11 protein-coding genes and 1 rRNA gene are annotated in these 11205 nt (G+C 63.4%); 10 read left to right on the top strand and 2 right to left on the bottom strand.

Annotation, left to right across the window (positions count from 1 at the left end; translation table 11 throughout):
- Positions 1–50 precede the first annotated feature (50 nt).
- Positions 51–1145 carry an iron-sulfur cluster carrier protein ApbC gene (apbC, locus tag EV691_RS02090; RefSeq protein ID WP_131297749.1) on the bottom strand — a complete coding sequence of 365 codons (1095 nt, stop codon included), beginning with the start codon at positions 1143–1145 and terminating at the stop codon, positions 51–53.
- 195 nt (positions 1146–1340) lie between these two features.
- Between apbC and metG the strand changes: the two genes are divergently transcribed.
- The 10 genes from metG (at position 1341) to gloA (ending at position 10893) form a co-directional block, all read left to right on the top strand.
- Positions 1341–3386 carry a methionine--tRNA ligase gene (gene metG / locus EV691_RS02095; protein WP_131297748.1) on the top strand — a complete coding sequence of 682 codons (2046 nt, stop codon included), beginning with the start codon at positions 1341–1343 and terminating at the stop codon, positions 3384–3386.
- 147 nt (positions 3387–3533) lie between these two features.
- A complete protein-coding gene (rsxA, locus tag EV691_RS02100) occupies positions 3534–4118 on the top strand; it encodes an electron transport complex subunit RsxA (protein ID WP_039803267.1) in 585 nt (194 codons plus the stop codon).
- A complete protein-coding gene (gene rsxB, locus EV691_RS02105; RefSeq protein WP_039803266.1) occupies positions 4115–4678 on the top strand; it encodes an electron transport complex subunit RsxB in 564 nt (187 codons plus the stop codon). The genes rsxA and rsxB overlap by 4 nt, the downstream gene beginning before the upstream one ends.
- Complete coding sequence (gene rsxC / locus EV691_RS02110; protein ID WP_131297747.1) at positions 4675–6738, top strand: electron transport complex subunit RsxC; 2064 nt, start codon at positions 4675–4677, stop codon at positions 6736–6738. Before rsxB ends, rsxC begins: the two co-directional genes overlap by 4 nt.
- Positions 6739–6806: 68 nt before the next feature.
- Positions 6807–7838, top strand: a complete 1032-nt coding sequence (locus EV691_RS02115; RefSeq protein ID WP_131297746.1) for an RnfABCDGE type electron transport complex subunit D — start codon at positions 6807–6809, stop codon at positions 7836–7838.
- 3 nt (positions 7839–7841) lie between these two features.
- Entirely contained in the window at positions 7842–8495 is a 654-nt protein-coding gene (gene rsxG, locus EV691_RS02120) for an electron transport complex subunit RsxG (RefSeq protein WP_165496526.1), read from the top strand.
- A complete protein-coding gene (locus EV691_RS02125) occupies positions 8492–9205 on the top strand; it encodes an electron transport complex subunit E (protein WP_131297745.1) in 714 nt (237 codons plus the stop codon). Before rsxG ends, EV691_RS02125 begins: the two co-directional genes overlap by 4 nt.
- A 26-nt stretch (positions 9206–9231) precedes the next feature.
- Entirely contained in the window at positions 9232–9870 is a 639-nt protein-coding gene (gene nth / locus EV691_RS02130) for an endonuclease III (RefSeq protein ID WP_131297744.1), read from the top strand.
- A gap of 104 nt (positions 9871–9974) precedes the next feature.
- Positions 9975–10154: a PA3496 family putative envelope integrity protein gene (locus EV691_RS02135; protein ID WP_039803257.1), complete on the top strand. Its 180-nt coding sequence runs from the start codon at positions 9975–9977 to the stop codon at positions 10152–10154.
- 349 nt (positions 10155–10503) lie between these two features.
- Complete coding sequence (gene gloA / locus EV691_RS02140) at positions 10504–10893, top strand: lactoylglutathione lyase (RefSeq protein ID WP_052263879.1); 390 nt, start codon at positions 10504–10506, stop codon at positions 10891–10893.
- Positions 10894–11113: 220 nt separating this feature from the next.
- On the opposite strand, the gene rrf is transcribed toward gloA, so the two are convergent.
- A 5S ribosomal RNA gene (gene rrf, locus EV691_RS02145) occupies positions 11114–11205 on the bottom strand; the annotation flags it as partial.

Genomic DNA, 11205 nt, shown 5'->3' on the forward strand with positions numbered 1-11205 from the left:
GTGGAGGTGCCCTCAGTCTAGAAGACGCCGGCTGCGGACAACCCCGGACTTCAATCCTCGCTGATCACGATCTTCGGCATCGACTGGGCGACGATCTGCCCGCTCTGGGCGATGCGCGCGCCGACGGTGCGGGCCATCTGCTGGTAGATCAGGCTGACCGGACTGTCCGGATCGGCGATCACCGTCGGCCGGCCGGCATCGGCCTGGCTGCGAATGTCCATGGACAGCGGCAGGGAGGCGAGCAGCTCGACGTTGTACTGCGCCGCGAGCTTCTCGCCGCCGCCCTCGCCGAACAGATGCTCGGCATGCCCGCAGTTGGAGCAGATGTGCACGGCCATGTTCTCCACCACGCCGAGCACCGGGATGTTCACCTTGCGGAACATCTCCACGCCCTTTTTGGCATCCAGCAGAGCCAGGTCCTGCGGCGTGGTGACGATCACCGCGCCGGCCACCGGCACCTTCTGCGCCAAGGTCAGCTGGATGTCGCCGGTACCGGGCGGCATGTCCACCACCAGGTAGTCGAGGTCGTCCCAGTCGGTCTGGGTGGCCAGTTGCAGGAGCGCGCCGGAAACCACCGGCCCGCGCCAGACCATCGGCGTGTTGTCGTCGGTGAGGAAGGCCATGGACATCAGCTGCACGCCGTGGGCCTGCAGCGGCACGAAGGCCTTCTGGTCGCGGACCTGCGGACGGGTGCCCTCGGGAATGCCGAACATGATGCCCTGGCTGGGGCCGTAGATGTCCGCATCCAGCATGCCGACCCGCGCGCCCTCGCGAACCAGGGCCAGGGCCAGGTTGGCGGCGGTGGTGGACTTGCCCACCCCGCCCTTGCCGGAGGCCACGGCGATGACGTTCTTCACCCCATGCAGTCCCTGCACCTGCCCCAGCGCCTGATGCGGAGCGATCGTGCAGTCCACCTGCACCCGGGCCTCGCGCACGCCGTCGAGATTCCTCAGGCCGGCCTCGAGCAGTTGCGCCCAGCCGTCCTTGAACAGCCCGGCGGCATAGCCGAGCTCCAGGCGCACGCTGACCTGGCCATCCTGGATGGCGATGTCGCGGACGCAGCCGGCGCTGACCGGGTCCTGGTTGAGATGCGGGTCGAGGTACTGACGCAGCGCGGTTTCCACCGCTTCACGGGTGACGGACATGGGGTGCTCCCGAAAAAGACCGAGTAAAACAGATGGCCATGATAGCCGAGGTCGGCCCGGGCGCCATGCTCAGGCGGCAGGCGCGACGAAAGACGCCTGCCCGCCGGCTTTCGCATGGCACCCCTGCGGGTGAAAAAAAACCGCCGCGGCTTTACACTCGCGGACTTTCCTTCCGCAATTCCGACCGCACAGACCATGTCCGAAGCTCGCCAGATTCTCGTCACCAGCGCCCTGCCCTACGCCAACGGCTCCATCCACCTGGGACACATGCTCGAGTACATCCAGACCGACATCTGGGTGCGCTTCCAGAAGCTGCGCGGCAACCAGTGCGTGTACGTCTGCGCCGACGACGCCCACGGCTCGGCGATCATGCTGCGCGCGGAGAAGGAAGGCATCACCCCGGAACAGCTGATCGCCTATGTGCAGGCCGAGCACAGTGCCGACTTCGCCGACTTCCTGGTCGACTTCGACAACTTCCACTCGACCCACGCCGAGGAGAACCGCGCGCTGGCCGAGCTGATCTACACCCGCCTGCGCGACGCCGGACACATCGCCACCCGCTCGGTAACCCAGTACTTCGACCCGGACAAGGGCATGTTCCTCGCCGACCGCTTCATCAAGGGCACCTGCCCGAAGTGCGGCGCCGAGGACCAGTACGGCGACAACTGCGAGAAGTGCGGCGCCACCTACGAGCCGACCGAGTTGAAGGACCCGCGCTCGGCGATCTCCGGCGCCACCCCGGTGCTCAAGGACTCCAAGCACTTCTTCTTCAAGCTGCCGGACTTCGAGGCGATGCTGAAGGACTGGACCCGCAGCGGCAGCCTGCAGGATGCAGTGGCGAACAAGATCGCCGAATGGCTGGACGGTGGCCTGCAGGAGTGGGACATCTCCCGCGACGCGCCCTACTTCGGCTTCGAGATTCCCGGCGAGCCGGGCAAGTACTTCTACGTCTGGCTGGATGCGCCGATCGGCTACATGGCCAGCTTCAAGAACCTCTGCGCGCGCCGTCCAGAGCTGGACTTCGACGCCTTCTGGCGCAAGGACTCCAGCGCCGAGCTGTACCACTTCATCGGCAAGGACATCGTCAACTTCCACACCCTGTTCTGGCCGGCGATGCTCGAAGGCGCGGGCTTCCGCAAGCCGACGCAGGTTTGCGTCCACGGCTATCTGACCGTCAACGGCCAGAAGATGTCCAAGTCGCGCGGCACCTTCATCAAGGCACGCACCTACCTGGACCACCTGAATCCCGAGTACCTGCGCTACTACTACGCCAGCAAGCTGTCGCGCGGCGTGGACGACCTCGACCTCAACCTCGAGGACTTCGTGCAGAAGGTCAATTCGGATCTCGTGGGTAAAGTGGTCAATATCGCCAGCCGCTGCGCCGGCTTCATCCACAAGGGCAACAATGGGGTGATGGTCGACGCCAACCCCGAGCCGGAACTCTGGGACGCCTTCCAGGCCGCCGCTCCGGCCATCGCCGAGGCCTACGAGCACCGCGACTTCAGCCGCGCCATGCGCGAGATCATGGCCCTGGCCGACCGCGCCAACGCCTGGATCGCCGACAAGGCGCCCTGGGCACTGAACAAGGTCGAGGGCAAGCAGGCCGAGGTCCAGGAAATCTGCGCCTTCGGCGTCAACCTGTTCCGCCAGCTGGTGATCTTCCTCAAGCCGGTGCTGCCGAACCTCTCCGCTGCCGCCGAGAGCTTTCTCAACGTCGCCCCGCTGACCTGGCAGGACCACGCGCTGCGCCTAGCCAACCACCCGCTGAACCCGTTCATCCCGCTGATGACCCGTATCGAACCCGCGAAGATTGACGCCATGATCGAAGCCTCGAAGGAAGACCTCGCCGCCCAGAGCACCGAAGCCGCCGCCCCGCAGGGCAACGGTGAACTGGCCAAGGAGCCGCTGGCCGCGGAAATCAACTTCGACGCTTTTGCGGCGGTGGATCTGCGCATCGCCCTGATCGAGAAGTGCGAGTTCGTCGAGGGCGCCGACAAGCTGCTGCGCCTGACCCTGGACATCGGCGACGCCAAGCGCAACGTGTTCTCCGGCATCAAGAGCGCCTACCCGGACCCGAGCCAGCTGGAAGGCCGCCTGACCCTGTATGTCGCCAACCTGGCGCCGCGCAAGATGAAGTTCGGCCTGTCCGAAGGCATGGTGCTGGCCGCCGGCCCTGGCGGCAGCGAGATCTTCCTGCTCAGCCCGGACGCCGGCGCCAAACCCGGTCAGCGCGTGCACTGAGGCCCGCCGGGGTGGAGAGTTTTCCACCCCGCCCCCGCGCTCCAGAAGCCTTCGCCGGACAACCCTCGCGGTTGTCCGTTCTGGCGTCTTCCCGGATAATGGACACCTTTTCTCCCCGACTCCAGCTCGCACCACGGTGCCCCCGCGATGACCGAACTCGTTCTGATCCTGGTTGGCGCCATCCTGGTCAACAACTTCGTGCTGGTGCAGTTCCTCGGCCTCTGCCCGTTCATGGGCGTGTCGAAGCGGATCGAGACCGCCATCGGCCTCGCCCTGGCCACCACCTTCGTGCTGACCCTGACGGCCATGTGCAGCTACCTGCTGCAGCAGTACGTGCTCGAACCGCTGGAGCTGGACTACCTGCGCACCATCGCCTTCATCCTGGTGATCGCCGTGGTGGTGCAGTTCACCGAGATGCTGGTGAACAAGACCAGCCCGCTGCTCTACCGCGTGCTCGGCATCTTCCTGCCGTTGATCACCACCAACTGCATCGTCCTCGGCGTGGCCCTGCTCAACGCCAACAAGGCCGGCTTCGGCTTCCTCGAGTCCGGCATCAACGGCTTCGGTGCCGGTCTCGGCTTTTCCCTGGTGCTGGTGCTGTTCGCCGCCCTGCGTGAGCGCATCGCCATCGCCGACGTGCCCAAACCCTTCAAGGGCGCCGCCATCGGCCTGGTCACCGCCGGCCTGATGTCCCTGGCCTTCATGGGCTTTTCCGGATTGATCAAGCCATGAGTGCCGTTTTCGCCCTGCTCCTGCTGTGCCTGGTCTGCGGTGCCATTCTCGGTTACGCGGCGGTGCGCTTTCGCGTCGAGGGCAACCCCATCGCCGAGCAGGTCAACGCGCTGCTGCCGCAGACCCAGTGCGGACAGTGCGGCTACCCCGGCTGCAAGCCCTACGCCGAGGCCATCGCCGCCGGCGACAAGATCAACAAGTGCCCGCCCGGTGGCGAGGCGACCATCCAGGCTCTGGCCGAGTTGCTGGACCTCGAGCCCGAGCCGCTGGATGCCGCCGAAGGCGAGAAACCGCAGATGGTCGCGCGCATCCGCGAGGCCGAATGCATCGGCTGCACCAAGTGTCTGCAGGCCTGCCCGGTGGACGCCATCGTCGGCGCCGCCAAGCAGATGCACACGGTGATCGCCACCGAATGCACCGGCTGCGATCTTTGCGTCGAGCCCTGCCCGGTGGATTGCATCGAGATGGTCCCGGTCGCGGGCACCCTGCAACACTGGAAATGGGATCTGCCCCTGCCTCCCGGCCGGCTGATCGCCAGCGATCGGGAGCGGACGGCATGAGTGACGTGAAGCTCTGGGATTTCCATGGCGGCATCCATCCGCCGGAGCGCAAGGCGCTCTCCAACCGCACGCCGATCCAGCCGGCGCCGTTGCCCGCCCGCCTGATCCTGCCACTCGGCCAGCATATCGGCACGCCAGCCGAGCCTATCGTCGCGGTCGGCGAGCGGGTTCTCAAGGGCCAGCCGATCGCCGCCGCCAGCGGGCGGGTCAGCGCTCCGTTGCACGCACCGACCTCCGGCACGGTGGGCTTCATCGGTTTGCAGCCCTATCCCCATGTTTCCGGCATGCTCGCGCCGGCCATCGTGATCGACAGCGACGGTCTGGACGAGTGGACCACACTAGAACCCTGTGCCGACTACCGCAGCCTGGAGCCGGCGCTACTGTTGGAGAGGATCCGCCTGGCCGGCATCAGCGGTCTGGGCGGCGCCGGCTTTCCCACCGCGATGAAGCTGACGGCACGCCCGCAGGAAAAGATCCACACGCTGATCATCAATGGCGCCGAGTGCGAACCCTATATCACCGCCGACGACCGGCTGATGCGCGAAAGGGCTGCCGAACTGGTCGTCGGCATCGAGATCCTCGCCTGGCTGATCCAGCCCGAGCAGGTGCTGATCGGTATCGAGGACAACAAGCCCGAGGCCATCGCTGCAATGCGGACAGCCATCGGCGAGCGGCCGTTCAGCCTGCGGGTGTTGCCGACCAAGTATCCGTCCGGCGGCGAGAAACAACTGGTCGAGATTCTGACCGGCCAGCAGGTGCCGAGCGGCGGCCTGCCGGCGGACATCGGCATACTCTGCCAGAACGTCGGTACCTGTGTCGCCATCCATGACGCGGTGCTCCTAGGCCGCCCACTGATCTCGCGCATCGTCACCCTGACCGGCGAGGCCCTGGCCCGACCGATGAACGTCGAGGCCCTGCTCGGCACACCAGTGAGCGAGCTGCTGGCCTTCGCCGGGCTGGACGAGACGCGCATGGACCGCTTGATCATGGGCGGTCCGATGATGGGCCTCACCCTGCCCTCGCTCGACGCGCCGCTGATCAAGACCAGCAATTGCCTGCTGGCGCCGACCCGCAGCGAACTGCCGCCTCCGCCAGCGGCGCTGCCGTGCATCCGCTGCGGCGCCTGCGCCGACGTCTGCCCGGCCAGCCTGCTACCGCAACAGCTGCATTTCTTCACCCTCGGCCAGGGGCACGAACAGCTCAAGACACACAACCTGTTCGACTGCATCGAATGCGGCGCCTGCGCCTACGTCTGCCCCTCCAACCTGCCGCTGGTGCAGTACTACCGCGCGGCCAAGGCGGAAATCCGCGAACTGGAGCAGAAGCAGCACAAGGCCGAGCACTCCCGGCGGCGTTTCGAGCTGCGTCAGGAACGTCTGCGCAAGGCCGAGGAGCAGAAGGAAGCCGAACGCCAGGCCCGCGCCGAAAAGGCCGCGCGGGCCAAGGCGGTAGAAGCGGAAAGCGCTTCGGTGCCCCATCAGGAAGTTCTGCCGGCCAACCCGGCGGCCGGGTTCTCCGATCTCCAGAAAAGGCTGAAGATCGAGGCGAGCATGGCCCAGGTCGCCTTGAAAAAGGCCGAAAAGCAGCTCGCCGCCCACGTTACGGCAGAGCTGGAAGCCCAGGTGGCCGAGTTGCGCGCCGCCGCCGAAGCGGCGCAGAAAGCCCTGGCGGCCGCCACGGCCGCAGCGCCGGCAGGCGCCGATGCGGCGCTGAAGAAAGCCAAGATCGAACTGGCGATGAAGCGTGCCGAACTGAAAAAGGCCGAGAAAGCCGACGCCGATGAAACCGAACTGACGCGGCTGCGCGAAGCCCTGGCCGGCGCCGAGCGGAACCTACATGCCGCCGAGGAAGCCTCGGACAAGCCTGCGCCGCAGCTGGTGCGCACCAACAAGCGTCCGCTGGACGAAAAGTTGCGGGCCCTGAAGACCGAGCTCGCCTTCGCCCGTGCCGACCTGCGCAAGCTGGAGCGCGACGAGGCTGCCGATCCGCCTGCGCTGGAGTCGGCACGGACGCGTCTGGCCGAAGCCGAACGGCGGCTGGCGGAACACCAAAGCGAATAACCCGGCTGCGGCGTCCATCCAGCGAGCCGGATCGCCGCGCCCCAAGGCAAGTACACAACGGAGCGCCAATGGCCCTGCCCCGCATCACTTCGCCCCATGCCACAGGCAGCAACCGTACCCGTCAGATCATGCAACTGGTGCTGCTCGCCACCCTGCCTGGGGTCTTGGCGCTGACCTGGCTATATGGCTTCGGCACCCTGATCAACCTGCTCTGGGCGAGCGCCGCAGCGCTCGCTTTCGAGGCGGCCGTTCTGCACCTCCGGCAGCGTCCGGTCGGCTTCTTTCTCAACGACTGCAGCGCCCTGCTCACGGCCGTGCTGCTGGCTCTGGCCCTGCCGCCCTACTCGCCTTGGTGGCTGACCCTGACGGCCTGCGGCTTCGCCATCCTGTTCGGCAAGCACGTCTATGGCGGGCTGGGACAGAATCCCTTCAACCCGGCGATGGTCGGCTATGTGGTGGCGCTGATTTCCTTTCCGGTGGAAATGACCGCCTGGCCGGCGTCCCATGCCGTCGGCTCGCTTGAAGGCCTCCAGCAGATCCTCGGCATCGCCGCCCTGCCCGATGGCTGGAGCCAGGCCACAGCCCTGGATGTGCTGAAGACCAATCGGAGCCTGACCATGGAGGAGCTCTGGGCGCAGAATCCGGCATTCGGCTACCTGGGGGGCCGGGGAGCGGAATGGGTCAACCTGGCCTTCCTCGCCGGCGGGCTGTTCCTGCTCCGGCGCCGCCTGTTCGGCTGGCACGCGCCGGTCGGCATGCTCGGCGCGCTGTTCGTCATGAGCCTGCTGTTCTGGAACGGCTCGGGCTCCGACTCCAACGGCTCGCCGCTGTTTCACCTGCTGAGCGGTGCGACCATGCTGGGTGCCTTCTTCATCATCACCGACCCGGTGAGCGGCGCAACCAGCAACCAAGGGCGGCTGATCTTCGGGATTGGCGTCGGCATCCTCGTCTATGTGATCCGCGCCTGGGGCGGTTATCCGGACGCGGTGGCCTTCGCCGTGCTGCTGATGAACCTGGCCGCGCCGACCATCGACTACTTCAGCCGTCCGCGCACCTATGGGCATCGCAAGGCGGAACGCGGCTTCAAGGTGGGAGACTGAACCATGCCCATGCCTGAAATCGGCCGCTCGATGTTGAAGAACAGTCTGGTATTGGGGCTATTCGCGGTGGTTACGGTCGGCGGTGTCACACTGCTCCAATGGGGTACGGCCGGCCGGATCCAGGCCGCCGAACGCCAGGCCCAGAGCCGCGCCCTGGGCGAGATTCTCCCGGCCGGCAGCTACGACAACGATCTGCTTGCCAGCAGCATCCTGCTCGACGAGCCGCAGCTCGGCCATCGTGGACCGCAACCGGCCCATCTCGCCCGCAAGGATGGACAGACCACCGCAGTGATCCTCCGGGCCACTGCGCCTGATGGCTACAGTGGTGCTATCCACCTGCTGATCGGTATCCAGGCCGACGGTCGGCTGGCTGGAGTACGGGTCATCGGCCACCGGGAAACCCCCGGCCTGGGGGATCGGATCGAACTGGCCAAGGCCCCCTGGATCCGCAATTTCGAGGGTAAATCCCTTGAGAACCCGGCCGAATCCGGATGGGCCGTGAAGAAGGACGGCGGGGAATTTGACCAGTTCTCCGGGGCTACTGTTACGCCGCGGGCCGTGGTCAAGGCAGTCCATCAGGCCTTGCAGTATTTCCAGGCCAACAAGGCGACACTTTTGAACACACAGCTCTCCGAGCGGCAAGGGAGTACACCATGAGCAATCCCAGCTACCGTGAACTGAGCGTCAACGGACTCTGGAAGAACAATCCGGCGCTGGTGCAACTGCTCGGGCTCTGCCCACTGCTCGGTGTAAGCAACTCGACCGTCAACGCCCTGGGACTCGGGCTGGCCACGGTGCTGGTGCTGGGCTGCTCCAACGTGGCCGTATCGCTGGTGCGCAGTGTGGTGAATACCGCGGTGCGCCTGCCGGTCTTCGTGATGATCATCGCCGCACTGACCACCTGCATCGAACTTCTGATGCAGGCCTTCACCTACGAGCTCTACCAGATCCTCGGCATCTTCATTCCGCTGATCACCACCAACTGCGTGATCCTCGGTCGAGCCGACGGTTTTGCCGCCAAGCATTCTCCCCTGCTGGCCGGCTTCGACGGCTTGATGATGGGGCTGGGCTTTGCCGCTGTGCTGGTCGTGCTGGGAGGGTTGCGCGAACTGTTCGGCACTGGTGGACTGTTTGCCAACATGCATCTGCTGTTCGGCCCGGCGGCAACCGATTGGCACATCGTGCTGATCGACGACTACAAGGGGTTTCTGCTGGCCATACTGCCGCCCGGAGCCTTTATTGTGCTCGGCCTCTTGATTGCACTGAAGAACCGGATCGACGAGCAGCGTGCCGAACGAGCCAAGGCCATGCAACCACAAGCTCCCGTAGCCAACCGCCGCGTGCGGGTAACCGGAGCGATCGAGTAAATCCCCAGCCTGAAATCCGCCCAATCATGAACGCTGCCAAACGCCGGGAAATCTTTCGTCGCCTCCAGGAAGACAACCCCACTCCGACCACGGAACTGGTCTACAACACACCATTCGAACTGCTGATCGCAGTGATTCTCTCTGCTCAAGCCACTGACGTCGGGGTGAACAAGGCCACCGCCAAGCTCTTTCCAGTGGCCAACACTCCGGAAGCCATCTTCGCTCTGGGCGTTACGGGACTGAGCGAGTACATCAAGAGCATCGGCCTGTTCAACGGCAAAGCCAAAAACATCATCGAGACCTGTCGCATCCTCGTCGAGAAGCACAACAGTCAGGTTCCGGACAATCGGGAAGACCTGGAAGCGCTGCCAGGGGTCGGCCGCAAGACAGCCAATGTGGTACTCAACACGGCTTTCCGGCATTTCACCATGGCAGTGGATACGCACATCTTTCGGGTCAGCAACCGCACCCACATTGCGCCCGGCAAGAATGTACTGGAGGTCGAGCGCAAGCTGATCAAACTGGTGCCCAAGGAGTATCTGCTGGACGCCCACCACTGGCTGATCCTGCATGGTCGTTATGTCTGCAAGGCCCGCAAGCCGCTATGCGGCAGCTGCCGCATTGAAGATCTGTGCGAGTACAAGCACAAGACATCCGACGATTAACCTTTCTTTGCAATCGCCGCAGATCAATTGAAAAAATCTTTTTTACCCTCATAGACTTTGCCGCTATAAGAGGCGCCATAGCGCCCGTAGCCTGGAGTGAACGTATGGCCACCGACAAAGCCGATATTGAGCTCGATGAAGATTTTGCTGCCGAGGAAGCAGACGATACTGGAGCCGAAGTTGAAGTTGCCAAGACCAATCTGACCAAGCGCCGGATCATAGACAACTACCTCGAAGAGCGCCGCTTGCAAAAAGACCTTGCCGACTACGACTTTGATATATAAATGCGAGCCTTTTCTTGAGGCTTAATTTATAGCCGGACTGGAGGCAGGCGAATGTAGCTGCAGCCGCCTACCTCAGCTTAACTCTGACATTACCACTTGCTATAAAAAGCTCATATTTGGAAGCGCCATTGCGCCCGTGGGATCGAAGTGATCCCCCTCTCCTCCATACCCAGCTAGGTAGTGGCCTTATATGAAAATGGCCCGTGCCTCTCCTTCTTGCTTGCCTTGGCTATCAAGGGCGTAAGCACAAGCATTTGCCAATGCATCAAATACAATACTCATAATTTGCCTCTTTGGAACACTTCTTTCTAGAATCCTCTCTGACACTCCATTCATACAAGGATTAAACATGCGTCTTCTACATACCATGATTCGCGTAACCAATTTGGATAAGTCGATCGACTTCTACACCCGTGTTCTGGGCATGAGCCTTCTTAGAAGACATGACTATCCTGATGGGAAATTCACTTTAGCCTTCGTTGGATATGGAAAAGAAGAGGAAAATGCAGTCATTGAATTGACCTATAACTGGGGCGTTGATAAATATGAGATGGGTACTGCTTTTGGTCATATTGCCATAGCTGTCGATGACGCCTACAAGGCTTGCGAGGATATCAAGCAAAATGGCGGAAACGTAATCAGAGAGGCAGGCCCTATGAACCATGGGACGACAATCATTGCTTTTGTGTCTGATCCAGACGGCTACAAGATTGAGCTTATTCAAGAGAGCCATGCATAAATAAGGTAATCCCCCGGCTTAGTCGGGGATTACCTTATTTGCATGATGTTGGCGTTGATGCCGTGGATCAGCGCCACGCTGGTGCCGGAGGCGCCGGGTTGACGGCACGACCGCCTGTCTCGGCGGAATCAGATAGATGATATAGTCGGAGGCTTACAGCTAGCTTTGTGAGACAGCAAAAACCCCCGAGCCATGGCTGGCTCGGGGGTTTGCAATGGGCGCTTGACGATGACCTACTCTCGCATGGGGAAACCCCACACTACCATCGGCGATGCGTCGTTTCACTGCTGAGTTCGGGATGGGATCAGGTGG

It is taken from the genome of Azotobacter chroococcum, from assembly GCF_004339665.1.
GTDB lineage: Bacteria > Pseudomonadota > Gammaproteobacteria > Pseudomonadales > Pseudomonadaceae > Azotobacter > Azotobacter chroococcum.